At 70.0% G+C, this 19,566-nt stretch carries 16 protein-coding genes; 5 read left to right on the top strand and 11 right to left on the bottom strand.

Features of this window, described 5'->3' with window-relative positions; all coding sequences use genetic code 11:
* Positions 1 to 2: 2 nt before the first annotated feature.
* The 4 genes from pgk (at position 3) to MHY30_RS10195 (ending at position 2,714) form a co-directional block, all read left to right on the top strand.
* Positions 3 to 1,217, top strand: coding sequence for a phosphoglycerate kinase (gene pgk, locus MHY30_RS10180; RefSeq protein ID WP_239276807.1), 1,215 nt, complete (start codon positions 3 to 5; stop codon positions 1,215 to 1,217).
* Positions 1,208 to 1,996: a triose-phosphate isomerase gene (gene tpiA, locus MHY30_RS10185; RefSeq protein ID WP_239276808.1), complete on the top strand. Its 789-nt coding sequence runs from the start codon at positions 1,208 to 1,210 to the stop codon at positions 1,994 to 1,996. Before pgk ends, tpiA begins: the two co-directional genes overlap by 10 nt.
* Before the next feature lie 114 nt (positions 1,997 to 2,110).
* Positions 2,111 to 2,359 (top strand): preprotein translocase subunit SecG, encoded by a 249-nt coding sequence (secG, locus tag MHY30_RS10190; RefSeq protein ID WP_239276809.1) that lies wholly within the window; start codon positions 2,111 to 2,113, stop codon positions 2,357 to 2,359.
* Position 2,360: 1 nt separating this feature from the next.
* Positions 2,361 to 2,714: an RNA polymerase-binding protein RbpA gene (locus tag MHY30_RS10195; protein WP_063257886.1), complete on the top strand. Its 354-nt coding sequence runs from the start codon at positions 2,361 to 2,363 to the stop codon at positions 2,712 to 2,714.
* 55 nt (positions 2,715 to 2,769) lie between these two features.
* Here the strand turns inward: MHY30_RS10195 and MHY30_RS10200 are convergent, their stop codons facing one another.
* Genes MHY30_RS10200 through MHY30_RS10220 form a run of 5 tightly spaced genes read right to left on the bottom strand, consistent with a single transcriptional unit; the run spans position 2,770 to position 9,191 of the window.
* A complete protein-coding gene (locus MHY30_RS10200; protein ID WP_239276810.1) occupies positions 2,770 to 3,510 on the bottom strand; it encodes a hypothetical protein in 741 nt (246 codons plus the stop codon).
* The gene (locus tag MHY30_RS10205) at positions 3,507 to 4,955 is read right to left on the bottom strand and encodes a polysaccharide deacetylase family protein (protein ID WP_239276811.1); all 1,449 of its coding nucleotides are present in this window, start codon (positions 4,953 to 4,955) and stop codon (positions 3,507 to 3,509) included. Before MHY30_RS10205 ends, MHY30_RS10200 begins: the two co-directional genes overlap by 4 nt.
* Before the next feature lie 41 nt (positions 4,956 to 4,996).
* Positions 4,997 to 6,802, bottom strand: coding sequence for a glutamine--fructose-6-phosphate transaminase (isomerizing) (glmS, locus tag MHY30_RS10210; RefSeq protein WP_239276812.1), 1,806 nt, complete (start codon positions 6,800 to 6,802; stop codon positions 4,997 to 4,999).
* A complete protein-coding gene (locus tag MHY30_RS10215) occupies positions 6,802 to 7,866 on the bottom strand; it encodes an NAD(P)-dependent oxidoreductase (protein ID WP_239276813.1) in 1,065 nt (354 codons plus the stop codon). Before MHY30_RS10215 ends, glmS begins: the two co-directional genes overlap by 1 nt.
* Positions 7,863 to 9,191, bottom strand: a complete 1,329-nt coding sequence (locus MHY30_RS10220; RefSeq protein ID WP_239276814.1) for a nucleotide sugar dehydrogenase — start codon at positions 9,189 to 9,191, stop codon at positions 7,863 to 7,865. Before MHY30_RS10220 ends, MHY30_RS10215 begins: the two co-directional genes overlap by 4 nt.
* Before the next feature lie 292 nt (positions 9,192 to 9,483).
* Between MHY30_RS10220 and MHY30_RS10225 the strand changes: the two genes are divergently transcribed.
* The gene (locus tag MHY30_RS10225; RefSeq protein ID WP_239276815.1) at positions 9,484 to 10,869 is read left to right on the top strand and encodes a glycosyltransferase family 2 protein; all 1,386 of its coding nucleotides are present in this window, start codon (positions 9,484 to 9,486) and stop codon (positions 10,867 to 10,869) included.
* Here MHY30_RS10225 and MHY30_RS10230 read toward each other — a convergent pair.
* The 6 genes from MHY30_RS10230 to tal form a co-directional block, all read right to left on the bottom strand.
* Positions 10,817 to 13,345 carry a helix-turn-helix transcriptional regulator gene (locus MHY30_RS10230; RefSeq protein ID WP_239276816.1) on the bottom strand — a complete coding sequence of 843 codons (2,529 nt, stop codon included), beginning with the start codon at positions 13,343 to 13,345 and terminating at the stop codon, positions 10,817 to 10,819. The genes MHY30_RS10225 and MHY30_RS10230 overlap by 53 nt on opposite strands.
* 178 nt (positions 13,346 to 13,523) lie before the next feature.
* The gene (gene pgl, locus MHY30_RS10235) at positions 13,524 to 14,315 is read right to left on the bottom strand and encodes a 6-phosphogluconolactonase (RefSeq protein ID WP_239276817.1); all 792 of its coding nucleotides are present in this window, start codon (positions 14,313 to 14,315) and stop codon (positions 13,524 to 13,526) included.
* Positions 14,312 to 15,259 (bottom strand): glucose-6-phosphate dehydrogenase assembly protein OpcA, encoded by a 948-nt coding sequence (locus MHY30_RS10240; RefSeq protein ID WP_239276818.1) that lies wholly within the window; start codon positions 15,257 to 15,259, stop codon positions 14,312 to 14,314. The genes pgl and MHY30_RS10240 overlap by 4 nt, the downstream gene beginning before the upstream one ends.
* Positions 15,256 to 16,806: a glucose-6-phosphate dehydrogenase gene (zwf, locus tag MHY30_RS10245; protein ID WP_239276819.1), complete on the bottom strand. Its 1,551-nt coding sequence runs from the start codon at positions 16,804 to 16,806 to the stop codon at positions 15,256 to 15,258. The genes MHY30_RS10240 and zwf overlap by 4 nt, the downstream gene beginning before the upstream one ends.
* Before the next feature lie 3 nt (positions 16,807 to 16,809).
* Positions 16,810 to 18,435, bottom strand: coding sequence for a glucose-6-phosphate isomerase (locus MHY30_RS10250; protein WP_239276820.1), 1,626 nt, complete (start codon positions 18,433 to 18,435; stop codon positions 16,810 to 16,812).
* Complete coding sequence (gene tal, locus MHY30_RS10255; protein WP_239276821.1) at positions 18,432 to 19,553, bottom strand: transaldolase; 1,122 nt, start codon at positions 19,551 to 19,553, stop codon at positions 18,432 to 18,434. Before tal ends, MHY30_RS10250 begins: the two co-directional genes overlap by 4 nt.
* Between the last annotated feature and the right edge of the window lie 13 nt (positions 19,554 to 19,566).

Raw genomic sequence — 19,566 nt, forward strand, 5'->3', positions numbered from 1 at the left:
TCATGGCTCTGCGCACCCTCGAATCGCTGGGGTCGCTCGCCGGCACGCGCGTCATCGTCCGTTGTGACCTGAACGTCCCCCTGAAGGACGGCGTCATCACGGACGATGGCCGCGTGCGCGCGTCGTTGCCGACTCTCAACGCCCTGATCAACGCCGGCGCGCGCGTCGTCGTCTGCTCGCACCTCGGGCGCCCCGACGGGTCGCCCGACCCGAAGTACTCTCTCGAGCCGGTCGCGCAGCGCCTGTCCGAGCTGCTCGGGCAGCCGGTCGCGTTCGCTCGCGACACCGTGGGCGAGTCCGCGCGCGAGGCCGTCGCGTCGCTCGAGAACGGCGAGGTCGCTGTCATCGAGAACCTGCGGTTCAACGCCGGGGAGACCTCGAAGGACGAGACCGAGCGGCAGGCGTTCGCCCGTCAGCTCGCCGAGCTGGGCGACGCGCTCGTGTCGGACGGTTTCGGCGTCGTCCACCGCAAGCAGGCGAGCGTCTACGATCTCGCGCAGATCGTGCCGTCGGCCGCCGGGCTCCTCATCCAGAAGGAGCTCGAGGTCCTCGACCGCCTGACCGAGAACCCGGAGCGCCCCTACACGGTCGTGCTCGGGGGATCCAAGGTCAGCGACAAGCTGGGCGTCATCGAGCACCTCTTGCCGCGCGTGGACAAGCTCCTCGTCGGTGGCGGCATGATGTTCACCTTCCTCGCCGCCGAGGGCAACAAGGTCGGATCGAGCCTGCTCGAACAGGATCAGATCGACACCGTGAAGGGCTACCTCGCCTCGGCGAAGGAGCGCGGCGTCGAGATCGTCCTGCCCGTGGATGCCGTCGTCGCGGCGTCGTTCTCGGCCGATGCCGAGCACGTCGTGGCGGATGCCGTCGGGCTGGAGGACACACCCTTCGGTGCGTCCGGGCTGGGTCTGGACATCGGTCCGCGCACGGCGGACCTGTTCGCCGAGGCGATTCGCGACTCCCGCACCGTGTTCTGGAACGGCCCGATGGGCGTGTTCGAGATGGCCGCCTTCGCCGCGGGCACGAAGACCGTCGCCCAGGCTCTGACCGAGGTCGACGGCCTGAGCGTCGTCGGCGGCGGGGACTCCGCGGCCGCCGTGCGCCAGCTCGGCTTCGCGGACGAGGCGTTCGGTCACATCTCCACCGGCGGCGGTGCCAGCCTGGAGTTCCTGGAAGGCAAGAAGCTCCCCGGACTGGAGGTCCTCGGATGGCAGTGAACAGAACCCCCCTCATCGCCGGCAACTGGAAGATGAACCTCGACCACCTGCAGGCGGTCGCGTTCGTCCAGAAGCTGCACTGGACGCTGAAGGAGGCGAAGCACGAGAGCGAGTCCGTCGAGGTCGCGGTCTTCCCGCCTTTCACCGACCTGCGCACCGTGCAGACGCTGCTCGACGCGGACAAGATCGACTTCGCCCTCGGTGGTCAGGACCTCTCGGCTCACGACTCCGGTCCGTACACGGGCGAGATCTCCGGCCAGTTCCTCGCCAAGCTCGACGCGCGCTACGTCATCATCGGACACTCCGAGCGCCGTCAGTTCCACCACGAGAGCGACGAGGTCGTGGCGGCGAAGACGCAGGCGGCTCTCCGTCACGGTCTCGTCCCCGTGATCTGCGTCGGCGAGACCTCGGAGGACCTCGAGAAGTTCGGAGCCAGCGCGGTCCCCGTGGGGCAGCTCGAGGTCGCCCTGGAGGGCGTGGCATCCGATGCCGACATCGTCGTGGCGTACGAGCCGGTCTGGGCCATCGGCTCCGGACAGGCCGCGACTCCCGATCAGGCGCAAGAGGTGTGCGCGAAGCTCCGTGCCGTCGTCGCCGACAAGCTCGGCGCCGACGCGGCGGCGCGCACGCGCATCCTCTACGGCGGATCGGTGAAGTCGGGCAACATCGCCGGGTTCATGCGTGAGCCCGACGTGGATGGTGCGCTCGTGGGTGGCGCGAGCCTCGTCGTGGACGAGTTCGCGGCGATCATCCGCTACCAGAAGCACGTCGGCGTCTGACCGAACCGAATGCCCGCGGCCGCGCGCCGCGGGCATTCGTGTGTCCGGCACGGCTCCCCGTATACACTTGACGCTTGTGCGGTCGTCCCGTCCGCTCGCGAAAGGCTTTCGACAGTGCAGATTCTCGAGTTCGTCCTGCAGGTTTTCCTGGGCGTGACCAGCCTCCTGCTGACCCTGCTCATCCTGCTCCACAAAGGACGCGGTGGCGGCCTCTCCGACATGTTCGGCGGTGGCATGAGCTCGGCACTCGGCTCGTCGGGCCTGGCCGAACGCAACCTCAACCGATTCACGATCGTGCTGGCGCTGGTGTGGTTCGTCACCATCGTCGGGCTCGGTCTCCTCACCAAGTTCGCGGAGCTCTGACATGGCCACTGGCGGCAACGCCATCCGCGGCACGCGCGTCGGCGCGGGCCCGATGGGAGAACAGGACCACGGCTTCCACGCCGATCGCGTCGCGGTGTCGTACTGGGACGCTCTCGGGAACGAAACCGTCCGCTACTTCGCGGCCGGCATCCCCGACGACGAGATCCCCGAGACGATCGACTCGCCGCACTCGGGTCTTCCCGCGGGCCGCGACAAGAACAACCCGCCGGCGCTGGCCAAGACCGAGCCGTACAAGACGCACCTCGCCTATGTGAAAGAGCGGCGAACCGACGAGGAAGCCGCCTCGCTCCTCGATGACGCGCTGCAGCAGCTGCGCGAGCGTCGGGGTCAGTAGCAGAACCGAACGGAAGGGCCGGATGCCATGGCATCCGGCCCTTCCGCGCTCTCGGTCACTGCACGGGACTGTCGGTGACGATCCTCTTCCACGGACCGTCGGGGACGTCCTCGTCATCGATGAAGGCCCAGTCGACGCGATCGTCCTGACCGTCGAGGTCGGTGAACCCGAGGCAGCCGTTCAGGGCGGGGGAAACGTCTAGGCCCGCCCCGTTGTACCGCGTGTTGTCGGGGCGGCGGTCGTCGTCGCCGAAGACGTAGGCGGCGTCGCGGTACTCGCCCGGGCCGGCATCCTGGATCTGACCGAAACACACGCGACCCTCGCGGTGCAGGATCACCCAGCGGTTCTTCATCAGGCTGACGGAGCGGTCGTCGACGTCGTCGATGTAGCCGGGCTCGTCGGCCCAGGGGATGACGTCGCCCCGATGGGCGAAACCCTTGTCGTCGTTGACGTCGTCGTAGGGCAGGTCGAGGTAGAACGGATTCTGCCGGGGTGTCATGCGGGTCGGGAAGAAGCCATTGACCGCGGTGCGCGGCTCCGTCCGGCACTCTTCGTCGACGACGACGCCGTCGCATCCGCCATAGGACTCCAGCCACATCGAATCGTAGGCGGACACGCGTTGACTGCCGTCGGGCGCTGCCGGGTCGAAGACTTCACCGACCCAGAACGTCGTCGCGACGATGCGCCTGTGCCAGGGGTATCCGGTGTCGGGGAGGTCGATCGGCGTGGGGGCGCACGCGACCGCACCGACGGCGACGAGCACCCCGAGGGCGCCCGCCGCCGTCCGGCGTGTCATTCGGTGACGTCGCTCTCGGTCGGGCGGAAGACCTCGACCGGTCCCTGCGGCGGCGCCGCCGCGTCCGGGGCGACCCGGGTGACGCTCAGGTCGGGGGAGAGCGGTGGCGCCCCGGAGCTGTCGTACAGCGCGAGGTCGTCGGTGCGCAATATCCCGTTACCGAAGATCGTCAGGGCGAAGCTGATCCCGTTGTAGCCCTCGGGGATGACCGGTGTCGTCCAGTCGGCCTCCGTCCATTCCGTGGCCGCGGCGTACCACGGGCTCGACGTCCAGTACGACCAGGCTCCCGAGGTCGACCGGAGGTACACCGCGAACTGCGTCACGCCGCTGGCGAGATACCACTCCCTGAGGGTGTAGGTCTTCCCCGGCGTCACGGTCGGCGAGCACTGACCGAGGTCGAACTGCGGCAGCAGCTTCGCGTCCCCGTCGACGTAGCCGGTCATCGCGATGCCGCTCGAGATGACGCCCGTGTGTGCCGGCGACCCCGTCTCGAACGCCGGAGTGTTGGTTCCCCACCCTCCGCGCATCCAGCAGTCGGGGGCTCCGACCTCCATGCTGGGGTTCACGATGCCGTTCGTGGCCCCGGTGGGAGCGGGAACCGCCGGTCCATCGACGAGGGGTTTCGCCGTGCCGCCGATGACATCGCCGATCGTGCGGACCACGGTCCCCGTGGCTTGACGGGCCTTGAGCCAGGTCACGAACTGGGAGAACACCGTCGGGGTGACGGCGAGGTCGCTGCAGGCATCGGCGCACACGTCGTGGAACGTGTACTGCACCCACCCGCCGCCGTTGCTCTCGGCGTTCAGGACGCCCTGCTTGAGGTCGTCGAGGGTCCAGCTCGCGTCCACCTGGTCCAGTGCGCGGAGCGCGAACCGGGCGGCCGGACGCGTGGATTCCGCGTAGGAGCATTCGGGGCATCCGAACCGGCTGCGGATGTCGCCGAGCAGCCGTCCGCTGCTGTAGCCGCAGTCGGCCACCGCCTTCTCGACCTCGGGGGTGCTGGAGGCGAATGGGTAGGCGAAGCTGCGGACGGTGAACCCCCAGGACGCGAGGTTCTTCCGATCCGTGCAGATCTGCCTCTTGGCCTCATCAACGCTCACCTGCGCCAGATCGGGGTGATTCACGGTGTGGCCGCCGATCTCGTGGCCCGCGCGCGCGAGCGTCGTGAGATTGGCGCGCGTCATGTGGCCGGTCGCGCCGACGAAACCGGAGGGGATGTAAAAGGTGGCCTTCATGCCGTTCGACTTCAGCGCGGGGAGGACGCTCATCTGGTTGGCGTTGCCGTCGTCGAAGGTGAGGCTGACCACCGTGCGGGTGGCGGCCTGCGCCGGAGGGGGAACGGCGGCGACGACACCGCCGAGACTGACCGCGGCGGCGGCGACGACGGCGAGGGCGCCGAGCACGGCCGGTCGTCGCCACGGCGGCGAGGGAGATCGACGAAGCATGCGGAGTGCCTTTCTCGAAAGGGGGTATCGCGTTTCCGGGGTCAGGAGACGGTCACCGATTTGGCGAGGTTGCGGGGCTTGTCCACATCGCGATGGAGCCGGAGGGCCAGCTCGCGAGCGAACATCTGCAGCGGGACCACGGTTTCCAACGGGCCCCAGGAAGGACCGCGGCGTGGCAGATGCAACGGCATCCCTCCCACGCGGAGGGTCCGCTCGCCGATCCGGAGCACGCGACCCCCGCGTGCCCGCACCTCGGCGATGTCGACGTCGAGTCGAGGGTCGCCGTCGTCGACGACGAACACCGGCGTCCCGGCATCCACGAGCGCGAGCGGTCCGTGCTTCAGTTCGCCCGCGGGCTGGTGCTCGGCCCACCGATACGACAGTTCCTTGAGCTTGAGAGCGCCCTCGGCGGCGTACACGAGTCCCGACCCGCGCCCCAGAAACAGGAAACCGGATGCCGTGGCGAGGTCGGCGGCGAGTCGCTTGGCGCGGTTGTGCCATGCATCGAGGGCGGCCGAGAGCGTCTCGGGGATCGCTCCGAGCGCCAGCAGATCGGCGTCGAAAGCGGCGACGTCGCGGCGCGCCGAGACCGCGAGCCCCGACAGGGCCACGCAGGCCCCCGTGACGATCTGCGCGACGAAGGTCTTCGTCGCGGCGACGCCGATCTCGGGACCGGCGAGGCAATCGATGACGGCATGCGCGCGGCGTGCGAGCGACGACGACGGATTGTTGGTGAGCGCGAGAACCGTACCGCGGTCCGCGGGGACGGTGTCGAGCGCGCGCAAGACGTCGGCGGTCTCTCCCGACTGGCTCAGCGCGACGACGAGCGTGCGTGGCTCCCACACTTCGTGGGCTGCCTCGCTCGCGGTGACGGCGCGGGTCGGCATGTGCCCCAGGCGCTCGAACACGCCCGCCACGGCACGTCCCGCGTGCAAGGAGGTGCCGCAGCCGAGCACCGCGATCCGATCGATCCGGTCCAGCGGCGGCAGCCCCAGACCACGCCACAGCGTTCCCCCGTCGATGCCGGGGGAGAGAATGTCGAGCACGCGCTGAGCCACCGCGGGCTGCTCGTCGATCTCGTTGCCCATGTGGTCGTGGTGCCGGCCGACGCTCGCCAGGAGAGCGGTCTCGGGAACCGGCCACAGTCCGCGCGGTCGACAGCTTCCTCCCGGACGGTGCCAGCGGGTCCCCTCGTCGCCGATCTCGACGATGTCGTCGTCTTCGAGGACGCGGAAGGTGCCGACGAACGGCGCGACAGCGCCCACGTCGCTGGCGAAGTAGACCCCGTCCGCGGCCTCCGCGAGGACGAGCGGCGACGCGTGCGCCGTGCCGGCGAGATCGCCCGTCCGGGTATCGAGCGCGACGATCGCCCAGGACCCCTCGAGTTGTGCGGTCGCGTCCGCGAGCGCGTCGCCGAGTCCTCGTCCGTGCGCCGCCTCTTCCTCGAGAAGATGCACGATGACCTCGGTGTCGACGTCGGTCGCCATGCGGTGGCCCGCCGCGATCAGGCGGGCACGGAGGACGTCGGCGTTTTCGATGATGCCGTTGTGCACGACGAACAGCCGCCCCCCGCAGTCCTCGAGCGGGTGCGCGTTGCGTTCGCTCACGTCGCCGTGCGTGGCCCACCGGGTGTGCCCGATCGCCGCGGTCGTGGCATCCGTCGCGCCCTCGTCGAGAGCGGTCGCGAGCGCCGCCACCCCCGCGAGGGTCCGGGCGTGCAACGCGGTGCCGTCGGGGCGCCGGGCGGCGATCCCGGCCGAGTCGTACCCGCGGTACTCGAGGCGCTCGAGGGCAGTCCGCGCGTGCCCGGCCGCGGCGGGTCCTCGGAAGGCGGTGATGCCGCACATCACAGCACCCCCTGGAAGGCTCGTGCGCCCGCGAGCGGCATCGCGTCCGAACCGAGACGCTCCCGCGCCAGCAGATCGGCGGCGACACGCAGGATCGTCGTGGTCAGCGGCGTCTGGGGTTCGTAGCCGACGAGCTCGTACGCCTTGGTGTTGTCGGGGACGCGTCGGCGCATGTCCTCGAAACCCGGGGCGTAGGCCTGCGCGTAGGGGACGAGCTCGATCTCGCTGCGGCTGTCGAGCGTGCGGATGATCTCGTTCGCGAGGTCGAGGATCGAGATCTCTCTCGCGCCACCGAGGTTGAAGGCTTCCCCCCGCGCGCGGGCGTCTTCCTGAATGCGCACCATCGCGGGCACGACGTCCTCGACGGCCGAGAAGCAGCGGGTCTGCAGTCCATCTCCGAATACGGTCAGCGGCCGGCCGCGCAGCGCTTGCCCTACCAGGTTCGGGAAGACCATGCCGTAGCGGCCCGTCTGACGCGGACCGACGGTGTTGAACAGGCGGACGATCGCGACGTCGAGCCCCTCCTGGTCGCAGTAGGCTTTCGCGAACGCCTCGTCGATGCCTTTCGCTCCGGCGTAGGTCCACCGCGACAGCAGGGGGTCGCCGAGGACTCGGTCGGAATCCTCACGCAACCGGTCGGCGGTGTTCTTGCCGTACACCTCGCTCGTGCTGACCAGCAGCACCGCCGCCTGGTTTTCGATCGCCGCGGTGAGCACGTTCTCCGTGCCGTGGATGTTGATGCGCAGACCGCGCAACGGCTGTTCGACGATGAGCTTGACCCCCACCGCGGCGGCGAGATGGAACACGCGCTCGCACCCCTCCATCGCGGTGCCCACCGTCTTGGCGTTCAGGATCGATCCGTGGATCATCTCCAGGCGTGGGTTGTCCGCGACACCCGCCAGGTTCCGAGCCGACCCCGTCGACAGGTCGTCGAGGACGACGACCTCGTCGCCGAGGTCGAGCAGGTGTTCGACGAGGTGGCTGCCCACGAATCCGGCGCCGCCGGTGACGAGGGTCCGCATGCTCTTGCCGTCGGATGCAGGGTAGACCGGAACGCCGCTCACAGCAGTACCCGTCCGGCGATGTCGGAGCTGCGGTAGGTGCCGTCCAGGACGACGGCGTCGCCGTCGAGCCAGCTCAGGTCGCAGTCATGGTGACGCGTGTGCACGAGCACGACGTCGGGGTGGAACGCGGCGGGGTCGGCGAGCGAGTCGCGTTCCCGGCCGGAATCGAGATGGATGTGCGGGGCGTGCGTGTCGACGTACTGCACCTCCGCGCCCGCGTCGATCAGCGCGTCGATGATCTCCAGGGCCGGCGATTCGCGGAGGTCGGCGACGTCGGGCTTGTAGGTCACGCCCACGATGAGGATGCGGGTGCCGAGCGTTCCCTTCCCCGCGCGTCCCAGGAGGTCGCGGATACGGTCGACGACCCGGCGGGGGCGCGCGGCGATGCGCGTCATCGCCTCGGTGATGACCCCGGCATCCACGTGCAGGGCCTTCAGCTGCCAAAGGAGATAGTGCGGATCGCAGGGGATGCAGTGGCCGCCCACCCCCGGGCCGGGGTAGAACGCCATGAATCCGTACGGTTTCGTACTCGCGGCCTCGATCACCTCGGTCACGGGAACGTCGAGGGCCCCGCAGATGTCGGCGAACTCGTTCGCCAGCGCGATGTTGACCGCGCGGAAGGTGTTCTCGAGGAGCTTCGTCATCTCCGCCGTGGCCAGACTCGACACCCGGTGCACGCGTGCGGCGTACCGCGAGAGGAGACGCACGCCCTCCTCCTGGCACTGCGGCGTCGCGCCGCCGACCACGCGCGGGACCTCCTCTTGCGCGAATCCGGCGTTTCCGGGGTCGATGCGTTCCGCGCTGAAGGTGACGAACACGTCCCCTCCGATCTCGAAGCCCCGCTCGCGGAGCGGCTGTTCGACGAGGTCGTGGGTGCAGCCGACATACGTGGTCGAGGTCAGCATGATGACCTGCCCGGGGCGGGCCGCGGCGACGACGGTGGCGCACGCGGCCCGCAGGGGGGCCAGATCGGGGACCTGCTGATGATCGACCGGGGTGGGCACGCACACGACGATCGCCGCGGCCCGGCTCAGTTCGCTCGCATCGCCGGTGAGGCGGAAGCTCGCCGGCTCGCGCAGGGCGGCGTCCAGCCGTGCGCGATCGGAGTCGAGGAGGTCCGCGCCCCGGGCGGCGATCGTGCGCAGACGTCGGGAAGAGGCGTCCAATGCCAGGACGCGCGACCCATTCGCCCGATACGCCAGCGCCGTGGGGAGGCCGACGTAACCGAGCCCGACGATCGCGACATCGAAGTCGAAGACCGGGGGAGACGTCGGCGGCAGGACGGGCGCGGTGAACACGTCGGCGCGGACATCGAGTGTGGACATCTTCATCCTCCAACTGCGGGGTCCGAGGGCATGACGGCAGAACGTCGCCTCCCCCGGACAGGGCGGGTGCTGCGGGTGCGGAGAGTCCGATCGGGTATCGGTGCTGATCCGCGGCCCACACTGTTCCCCTCCGCGCGCCAGGGTCAAGGAAGTCGGACCCATCCTGCGGGAACCCGCGCACCGCACTCCGGATTGCGGGGAACCGCAAGCCCGCATGCGGGCGCCGCGCGTGCCGTACGGAGGGTGGCTCGCGTAGCTTCGAGCCACGCGTGAGCCGTAAGTGGAGGATGCCATGACCGTCGTCGTCGCCGTCGTCGTCGCCGTGTGCACGGTCGGCGTCTCGACGCTGGTGTGGGGAACCGTGGGCCTGTGGCGTCTCGCGGCGGAGCGGCGACGGGTTCCCGGACTCCTCGTTCCCTCGATGTTCTACCGGCCCGAGGAAGTGGCGGTCCTCATCGCGGCACACAACGAGGAGCCGGTCATCGGCGACGCGGTGGCCGCCGCGCGCGGGCTCGTTCCCGCTCGCAACGTGTTCGTGGTGTCGGACGGTTCGGACGACGCCACGGTCGAGCGGTCGCGGGCCGCGGGCGCGACGACGTGGGATCTCACTCCCAACCGGGGGAAGGCCGGAGCGATCCGCGCGGGCGTCGAGCGCTTCCGTATCCCCGAGCGCTTCCCTCTTCTGCTGTTACTCGACGCCGACTCGCGGCCGCGCGCCGACTACCTGCGGACGGCGCTGCCCTTGTTCACCGATCCCGGCGTGGTCGCGGTGGCCGGTCGGGCCACGACCGCGCCCGACGCCCCGAAGACGGGGATGGGGCGCGTTCTGACGTCCTATCGGGAACGCACGTACCTGTGCACGCAGTATCTGCACAAGTTCGGTCAGGCGGCGCCCGCCGCCGACGCCGTCGCGATCGTTCCGGGCTTCGCGAGCCTGTACCGCACCGATGTCCTGGACCGCATCGACATCGACGCACCCGGACTGTCGATCGAGGACTTCAACATGACCTTCGAGGTGCACGCGAAGCGCCTTGGACGAGTCGCCTTCCACCCGGAGCACGCGGTGGCCGAGACACAGGACCCCGCCGTCCTTCGCGACTACTCCGCGCAGATGCGGCGATGGAGCCTCGGCTTCTGGCAGACCGTGCGTCGGCACGGTGTGCACCGCGGTCTGTTCTGGACATCGGTTGGTCTGTTCGCCGCCGAGACGGTCATCGCCAGCGTCGTCCTGGCGGCCGTCGTCCCCGTCCTCGTGCTCGCGGCGATCGCTGCCGTGGGCGCGGGCGTCCTTCCTACCGATGCGGCGCGGGTGTCGGCGGACATCGCCGCCGCGGTGCCGGTCCTCCCGATCATCGTCGGACTCCTGCTCGTCGACACCGCGATGACGGCGTTCGCGTGCGCCGTGGGCCGTCGACGTCCGCGCCTGTACATGCTGGCGTTCCCTCTCCTCCGGCTCTGGGATGCGATGCTGTGTCTACGGGCGCTCCTGGCCGCCCTCGGGCGGCCGTCGGATGGGAAGTGGAAGAGTCCTGACCGCCGTCCCCGCGGGCCGTCGGAACCGGGGCTCGCCGTCTCCGTTCGGGCGGGGACGGACGATGTCGCGGAGATCTCCGCCGGCGCGCAGGTCACGCGGTCGCGGCTCCGTGCAGATACGCCACGAGCTGCGCACGCGAACTGACCCCCAGGGCCCGATAGATCCGGGTCAGACGGAGCTCCACCGAGCGCAGCGAGATGAACAGTGCCGCCGCGATCTCGCGGTTGCGCAGCCCGCGCTCGACGAGCGCGATGATCTCCTGCTCGTCGCGCGACAGGGCGGTTCCGATGTCCGACCGAAGCGGGGCCGGGCGCACCGTGGTCCCCTCGACGCGCGGCACACACCGCTCCCACGAGGACCGCAAGCGCAGCCGCTCATACGGTGCGTCGTCCGTTCGATACACCGCCTCCGCGTCACGGAACGCCGCGTCCCCGTCGCGGTCGGAGCTGCACACCGCCCGGCTGCGGGCGATCGCGAGGGTCGTCCACCGGCGCTCTCGCCGCGCGCCGGCGTGCTCGAGACGCTCCATCTCCCGGCGCGCGTCCCCACGACGCCCGCTGAGCCAGAGGGCTTCGATGAGGTCGGCGTCCGTCCGGAGCACGGCCGGGTCGTCGCGCGGCGCGGCGTCCCGCGCGGCCCGAAGCGCGGTGACCGCATCGTCGTAGCGGCCGTCCGTCAACGCCAGCGCGCCCTCGATGGCGGCGAAATGCGCGAGGAGGGCGGGGGTCCCCTCCCGGCGGCACTGGTCGCGCCCCCTCCGCACCAGATCTGCGGCGAAGGGATCGGCCGGGTCGATCGACGCGGCCTGGGCGAGGAGCAGGGTCGTCGTGGCATCCGGCTCCCGCCCGGGCAACCATTCCTGGCGCCATGCCGTGACCGCCTCGCGAGCGCCGACGGGGTCGCCCGCGCGCACCTCCGCGGTGACGAGCAAGCGAAGCAGCCGGTCGCGCCACATCGGGGCCGGGCGCGGATTCCGGACGAGGAGGGCCCTGAGCTCGCGGCGGACGGCCGGGTACTCTTCCCGCAGCAGGCGCGCAGCGATGGAGAGTGTCGCGTGCTCGATCGGAGTGTCGACATCAACGCTCGGGGCGGCGACGTCCCGGCCGGTGTGGCGGACCGGGACCGGGATGCCGGCGAGGTCCAGGAGCTCCACCAGCAATCGCGTCTCCGCACCCGCGACGCCCCGATCCACGGCGGCGACGATGCGTTCCACGGCGGGAGCGACTTCGCCGAGCGAGAGGTGCAGGCGTGCGCTCTCACACAGCAGCCGCTCGATCGCGGCGGGGTCGTCACCGGCGGAAGAGCAGGCCACGAGCGCGTCGTCGACGACGTGGTCCACCGTGGTGCCGGCTCGCATCGCCGCGGTCGCCGCGCGCACGCGCACGTCCGGGTCGAGGCGTCCTCCCGCACGACGCAGGTAGTGCTGTCCGAGCAGGTCGTGGCTCTGCAACACCAGCGCATCCCCCAGCTCGACCAGTGCCCGTTGCCGGGGCGTCTCCTCGAGCTCACCGGAAAGTGCCCGCTCGGCGAACTCGATCGCCACGGGGATCTCGCCGTCCCGAGCGAACCGGACTGCGGCGCCGAGCAGATGCCGCCGATCGCCCGAGGGGGAGAGAAAGCTCTCGTGCCACTTGCGAACCGACAGGGCGTCGCCTTCGTGATCGTCCGCGGCGCGAGCGTGCAGACGTCGACGTTCCTCGGGGGACAGCGCGGCATGATGCCGGAGGCGCAGGGCCGGGTCGGTCATTCGGGCGTACTCGCCATGCGCCGAGACGACACCGGCGTCGATGAGCTCGTCGATGTCGAAGCCGATCTCGGCCGCCGCTGTGGAGAGACGGTCGTACGCGTAGATGGGTCCCACGGACAGGAGATCCAGAAGCGCAGACGACCGCGGATCGCGGGTGGGGCGGGCCACCCGAGGGCGTCGACGGGTGGGATCGTCCACGACGCGCAGAGGGAGGGGAAGCGCGTCCTCCCCAGTGGCCTCGCCCGATGTCAGGCGCACGTGGGACAGAACGCACGGATCGCCCCCGGTGAACGCGGCGACGATGTGCAGCACGGCGGATGCCGTCCCCGGGCCGATGGTGGCGCGGGCCAATTCCACGGATTCGTCGAACGAGAGGCGTTCGATGCGCGTGTGCGTCATCCCGGCGAAGTCGTGCCGCCCCTCCATCGTGCGCACCGTCGCGACGACACTCACGCCCGTGCCCCGAAGCCGACCGAAGACGAAGGACAGCACCGTCAGACTCGAGCTGTCCATCTCGTCCAGATCGTCGATCACCAGGACCCCCGGTTCGTCGGTGACGAGATGCAGTGTCCGGCTCAGTTCCTCGGCGAGCATGTGCTCGGGCCAATCACGCCCGCGCGCGAGCACGCTGTCCAGCGCGGCACCGCGACGGCCGCCGAGCGCCGCCGCGACGGCGGACAGGCCCGACAGCGGCCACATGCGTTCGCTCGGACTGACGGAGAGGACGGTCGTGTCGTGCTTCCGGGCGATCTCGCGCGCGAGCGCGGACTTCCCGATCCCCGTTTCGCCCGTCAATAGGCAGGCGGACCCGACGCGCGACGCGATGATCGCGTCGGCGAGGTGCACTTCTCGCTCACGACCGATGAACGGCATCCGAACGCTCCCAACTGCGTCGGCCGACGGCGCAGCGGGCGAGTCGCCGCTCCGTCCTGGATGCCCCCAGGGTGAAACTGTAGAGCCGCACTCGGGTGAAAAACAAGAGATTTTCGTCCGGGCAAACGAAAGAGGGCCGGATGCCACGCATCCAGCCCTCGGGAACGGAAATCGTCCGTCAGTACTCGCGGTCGATCAGCTGCGGCGGCACCTGATCGGCGGCCGCCTCGTCGACGAAGAACGCCGTGCGACGCCGCCCCTTGGCCCCCGCCGCGGGGACGCTCTGATAGCTCGCTCCGGCGAGGGCGAGACCCAGAGCCGCGGCCTTGTCGGCGCCGGCGATCACCATCCACACGCGCTTGGACGAGTTGATGACGGGACGCGTCAGGGAAATGCGCTCCGGCGGAGGCTTGGGCGAATCGCGCACCGGCACGGTGGCGCGGTCGGTGACGGAGATCTCCGGCCTGTCGGGGAACAGCGAGGCGATGTGCGCGTCGGGTCCGACCCCGAGGAAGCAGATGTCGAACGACGGCCAGGGACCCGTCTCGCTGCGGTCCGACGGGGCGAACTGCGCCAGCTCGTCGGCGTATGCGATCGCCGCCGCATCCAGGTCGAGGCCGTCATCGGTCGACGCGACGGTGTGGATGTTCGCCGCCGGGATGTCCAGACCGTCCAGTAGGGCGGCACGCGCCTGACGGTCGTTGCGGTCGTCGGAGTCGCGTGCGACGAAGCGCTCGTCGCCGAACCAGAAGTGCACCAACGACCAGTCGATCTCGGACGCCCGCGGGTCGCGCGCGGCGGAGCGAAGTACAGCGCCGCCCATCGTGCCGCCCGTTAGGCAGATGTGCATACGCTTGCCCTCGGCGACCCGCTTGACGATGCGATTGACGAAACGCGTCGCCACGTAGTCGGCGAGGGTCTCGGCATCCCGCTTGATGATGACGCGCTTCGCGGAGCCGTTTTCTGTCATCGCTCGCTCCGCTCGTCGAGGGTGTGCAGCAGTTCGGTGCACTGGGTCAGCACACGGCCGTAGAGCACGTCCGGGTCGAGGCGACGCAGCTCTTCGGCGAGGCACTCGCGCAGAGTGCGACGCGGGAAGTCCAGCTCGTGCGTCGGCTGTCCGGGCTGGGTGAGGATGGCCACGCCCGGCGTCGGCCGCTCGAGAAGCGTGTCGCCGCTGGCCCGGGTCAGCCGCACGGACTTGATCCCGCTCGACCATTCCTCCGAGGGCAGGTAGCTGTAGTCGACGGGGGCCTGAAGCTTGAGTCCGAGCCAGGCCGCCAGAAGTGCCGTGGACGGAGAGTCGCTCGAGCCGGACACCGTGATCGCGGTCACCGGCTCGTACGGCGGCTGGTCGAGCACCGCGGCCAGCTGCTCGCGCCACCGTGTCACCCGGGTCCACGCGAAGTCGGTGTCGCCGGGCGCGTAGTGTTCGCCGAGGTGCGCGACCCACGCGGTGGGATCGGCCTGGGACGAGGCATCCGTGATCCGACGCTGCGCGATACGGCCGATCGCCGACAGCGACGGGTCGGTCGGGGCCTCGGCCGGCCACCACGCGACCACCGGCGCGTCGGGAAGGAGGAGCCCGGTGACCAGGCTCTCGGCGTTCGAGGCGGCGGCACCGTGCGCGCGCAGCACGATCACCTCGCTCGCCCCGGCGTCGCCGCCCACACGGATCTGCCCGTCGAGGCGGGGTTCTTCGTCCTCGTCACCGAACAGGACGGCGATCACGCGCATCGGGTGCTCGCGCGACGCGTCGTTCGCCGCCTCGATGACCTCTTCTTCGGCTCCGTGTCGGGTGACGATGATGAGGGTCAGCACGCGGCCCAGAGCGACGGCACCGCCCTCCTCACGGACGCTGACGAGCTTCTTCGAGATCGCGCTGACGGTGGTGTCGGGCAGGTCGATGATCACGGGCGCCTCCACGTGCGGCCATCGCGGGCGAGCAGTTCATCGGCGGATGCCGGTCCCCACGACCCGGGCGAATACTGTTCGAGCGGCCCGCCCTGGGCGGCCCAGAACTCCTCGATCGGGTCGAGGATCTTCCAGCTGAGCTCGACCTCTTCGTGCCGCGGGAAGAGCGGCGGATCGCCGAGCAGCACGTCGAGGATGAGTCGTTCGTAGGCTTCCGGGCTCGCTTCGGTGAAGGCGTGCCCGTAGCCGAAGTCCATCGTCACGTCGCGCACCTGCGTGCCGTCGCCGGGAACCTTGGAGCCGAACCGGATCGTCACGCCCTCGTCGGGCTGGACACGGATGACGAGCGCGTTCTGTCCCAGTTCTTCGGTTTGGCTGCGCGAGAACAGCTGCTGAGGGGCGCGCTTGAACACCACGGCCACCTCGGTGACGCGGCGGCCCAGACGCTTGCCGCTGCGGACGTAGAACGGAACACCCGACCAGCGACGCGTGTTGATCTCGAGCTTGATCGCGGCGTACGTCTCGGTGACCGACTGCGGGTTCATGCCGTCTTCCTCGAGGAAGCCGAGCACCTTCTCGCCGCCCTGCCACCCGCCGGCGTACTGCCCGCGAGCGGTCGCCTCGGCGAGGTTCTCCGGCAGGCGCACCGCCGCGAGGACCTTCTCCTTCTCCGCGCGCAGGTCGGCCGCGTTGAAGCTGATCGGTTCCTCCATCGCGGTGAGGGCGAGCAGCTGCAGCAGGTGGTTCTGAATGACGTCGCGTGCGGCGCCGATCCCGTCGTAGTAGCCGGCGCGACCGCCGACGCCGATGTCCTCGGCCATCGTGATCTGCACGTGGTCGACGTAGTTGCGGTTCCAGATCGGCTCGTACAGCTCGTTGGCGAAGCGCAGCGCGAGGATGTTCTGGACGGTTTCCTTGCCGAGGTAGTGGTCGATCCGGAAGATCGAGTCGGCGGGGAAAGCGCTCTCGACGACCTGGTTCAGCTCGCGGGCCGAGGCGAGATCGTGGCCGAAGGGCTTCTCGATCACGACGCGGCGCCAGCCCGTGGTGTCGTCCGCCCGCTCGCCCACCAGACCGGAAGCCTTGAGCTGCGTCGTGACGAGCGGAAAGGCCTTCGGGGGGATGGACAGGTAGTAGGCGTGGTTGCCCATCGTGCCGCGTTCGACATCGAGCTTGTCGACGGTCTCGCGCAGACGGCGGAACGCCTCGGGGTCGTCGAACTCGCCCTGGACGAAGCGGATGCCTTCCAGCAGCTCCTGCCAGGTCTCCTCGCGGAACTCGGTGCGCGCGTACTGCTTCACCGACTCGTGCACGACCTTCGCGAAATCCTGGTCCTCCCAATCCCGCCGCGCGAAGCCGACGAGGGCGAAGCCGGGCGGGAGGAGCCCGCGATTGGCCAGGTCGTACACGGCGGGCATGAGCTTCTTGCGCGACAGGTCGCCCGTGACGCCGAAGATGACCAGCGCGCTGGGGCCCGCGATGCGGTTCAGACGGCGATCGTCGGGATCGCGGAGGGGATTGTGACCGGGTGAGATCTCTACGACCATGCTTTACTGCGCCGCCTCGAAGAGTGAGAGCACCTCGACCTGCGGGTCGGTGAGCGTGAGGGTGACGACGGGGCGGCCGTGGCCGTCCGACAGCACGCTCGCGTCGCCCGCGGCCTGTGCGTGGATGAGCTGACCGAACGTGAACGGATGACCGGGGATCTCCAGGTCGACCTCGGTCCGCTCGGTGATCTGCAGGAAGACGCCGTTGGCGGGTCCGCCCTTGTGGTACTGGCCCGTGGAATGGAGGAATCGCGGTCCCCACCCGAACGTGGTCGGGCGGCCGGAGTCGGCCGCCACGAGTTCGCGCAGGCCCGCCAGCTGCGGCAGGTCGTTCCGGTTCACGTACGCCTGGATGCTGACGTAGCCGTCCGCGGGCACGGACGCCCACAGCGCATCGAGCACGCCGGCGAGCGTGCCCCCGGATGCCAGGGCCGGGTCCGACACGCGGACCTCGACGCCGTCGAGGACCAACGCAGGTTCGGTCGGCGCGGGGCGCGCGGCCAGGAGCGTCCGTGCGGCGACCTTGGCCGCTTCGACATCGGGCTGATCGAACGGGTCGATCCCGAGGAGTCGCCCCGCGATGGCGGTGGCGTACTCCCACACGACGAACTGAGCCCCCAGCGAGCCGCTGACGAGCACCTCGCCCTCGTGGCGTTCGAACAGGTGGAAGGCGTCGGCGTGGTCGACGAAGCGCACGACCTGGAGGTCTGCGGGCTTCGTCTCGAGTTCGGGCGAGACCGGGAGGAGGACGACGGGAAGGATGCCCGTGCCGTCCTTGCCGGTCGACTCGGCGATCAGCTGCTCGATCCAGTCCGGGAGACCGGGGAGGTGACTGCCGTCGGTGACGAGCCCGAGCTTGTCGCGACGCTGTGCGCCCCCGCCGGCGATGGCCGCCGCGAGCACGAGCGCCGGGTTCTCGGGGGAGTCGATCGCGACCTCGAGCAGCGTGGCATCCGCTTCGTCGAGCAGGTCGTCGATGTCGACGCCCGCGAGACCCGCGGGCACCAGGCCGAACGCGGTCAGCGCCGAGTAGCGGCCGCCCACGGTGGGGTCTGCGGTGAATACGCGGTAGCCGTCCGCGCGGGCCGACTGCTCGAGGGGAGACCCGGGGTCGGTGACCACGACGATCCGCTCCGCGGGGTCGATGCCGACGTCGCGGAAGGCGGTCTCGAACGCGCGCTTGGCCGCATCCGTCTCGATCGTGGAACCGGACTTGCTCGAGACCACCAGGACCGTCTCTCGCAGACCACCGGACTCGGCGTCGCCGTCGATGGCGGCGAGCACCTGGCCGGGGGCGGTCGAGTCGAGGATGACGAGGGGAACCCCCGCCGACTGCGCGATGACCTCGGGCGCGAGCGACGAGCCGCCCATGCCGGCCAGCACGACCCGGGTCACGCCCTGCGCGACGTACGCGTCGCGCAGGGCGGTGATCTCGGGCACGAGCGGGCGCGAGACGGAGACCGCCTGCACCCACCCGAGTCGCCGGGACGCCTCGTCCTCCGCCGCAGGACCCCACAGCGTGGCATCCTGGGCGGTGATCCCCGAAGCGACGAGCGACTCGATCAGCTCGGGCAGTTCCGCGTCGACGACCGCCTTGACGTGGCCGCTGACCTTGACGGCGAAGGTCACTTCGCGGCCTGGGCGCTTCCGGCCTCGAGCGCCGTGGCGACCGTCTGCTGAAGCTCGTGCCACGAGGCGATGAACTTCTCGACGCCTTCGTCCTCGAGCGCCTGGGTGGCCGCGGCGAAGTCCACGCCGGCCGCCGCGAGCTGGTCGAAGACCTCGTGTGCATCGGCGTAGGCGCCGGTGATCGTGTCACCGGTGATCACGCCGTGATCAAAGGTGGCTTCGAGCGTCTTCTCGGGCATGGTGTTGACCGTGCCCGGCGCGACGAGCTCCGTGACGTACAGCGTGTCGGGCAGAGCGGGGTCCTTGACGCCGGTCGAGGCCCACAGTGGGCGCTGGACGGTGGCGCCGGCGGCGAGAAGCTCCTTCGCGCGGTCCTCGGCGAACTTCTGCTCATAGAGCTCGTACGCCAGGCGCGCGTTGGCAAGGCCCGCCTTGCCCTTGAGCGCGGCGGCCTCGTCGGTGCCGATCGCGGCGAGGCGCTTGTCGACCTCGGTGTCCACGCGCGAGACGAAGAACGAGGCGACCGACTGCAGGGTGGCGATGTCGTGGCCCGCCTCCCGCGCCTTCTCCACGCCGGCGAGGTAGGCGTCGATGACCTCGGCGTAGCGCTCGAGGCTGAAGATCAGCGTGACGTTCACCGAGATCCCGGCACCGATGACCTCGGTGATGGCGGGCAGGCCCGCCTTGGTCGCGGGAATCTTGATGAGGACGTTCGGACGATCGACGCGCGCGGCGAGATCCTTGGCCTGTGCGATCGTGCCCTCGGTGTCGTGGGCGAGGTCGGGGGAGACCTCGATCGACACGCGGCCGTCGACGCCCCCGGTGGCCTCGAACACCGGCAGGAAGATGTCGCACGCGTCGCGCACGTCGTCGGTGGTGATCGAGAAGATCGCCTCGTCGACGCCGGCGCCGTGGCCGGCCAGTTCCTGGACCTGACCTTCGTAGGCCTCGCCCTTCGACAGCGCGCCGGCGAAGATGGTCGGGTTCGTCGTCACACCGGAGACGTTGCGCTTCTCGATGAGTTCGGCGAGGTTGCCCGACTGGATGCGCTGACGCGACAGGTCGTCGAGCCAGATGCTGACGCCCTGAGCGGACAGCTGTTCGGTGGGAGTGCTCATGATCGTTGTTCTC

Origin of the sequence: Microbacterium sp. ACRRU (assembly GCF_022346945.1) — a bacterium.
GTDB classification, from domain to species: Bacteria; Actinomycetota; Actinomycetes; order Actinomycetales; family Microbacteriaceae; genus Microbacterium; species Microbacterium mcarthurae.